Raw genomic sequence first — 628 nt, forward strand, 5'->3', positions numbered from 1 at the left:
GTCTTGTGATTTAATGGCCTTATTTAAAGTTCTTTGCACTAATTCTACAGTCATTCGCTTGCCCAAATCCCAAGCAATGACTTTTTTAGTATAAAGATCCATAATGGTTGAGAGATAAGCCCATCCTTGTTGAGTAGGAATATAAGTAATGTCGGTTGACCAAACCTTATTTTTCTTTGTAGGTTCAGTCTGTATGAGATTTTTTCGATTGATGTGATCACTTAGTGAGTATCCAGGCTTAAATTTCTTAATGACTACAGACTTGAGTTGAAGTTGCTTCATTAGCTTCTGTACCAGTTTTAACCCGACTTTTTCCCCTTGTTTAAGTAGAAGATGATGAATTTTAGGAGCACCATAGATTCCTCGGTTAGCATTGAAGAGTTGAGAAATTTTGAGTGACAGGTATTGTCTCCTTAATTGAGTTTTAGATGGGTGTCGGTTAATCCGTTCATAATAACTTGATTCAGGAACATCAAGGAGTTGACAGCTTAGTCTGACATTGAGTGCTAAAGTTTGTATGGTTTGAGCCATATCCGCAGCACTCACTTCGTTTTCTCGGCGAATATGGTCAATACTTTTTCTAAGATGTCTCGTTCTTCCTTAACTTTAGCCAGTTGTCTTTTTAATT

Annotated in this window: 1 pseudogene; it reads right to left on the minus strand. The window is 36.8% G+C overall.

What is annotated here, in order from left to right:
* Positions 1 to 628 (minus strand): annotated as a pseudogene (locus WMO26_RS13560) (IS3-like element IS981 family transposase); the annotation flags it as partial.

Source organism: Solibaculum intestinale (genome assembly GCF_040096205.1).
Taxonomy (GTDB): Bacteria; Bacillota; Clostridia; order Oscillospirales; family Acutalibacteraceae; genus Solibaculum_A; species Solibaculum_A intestinale.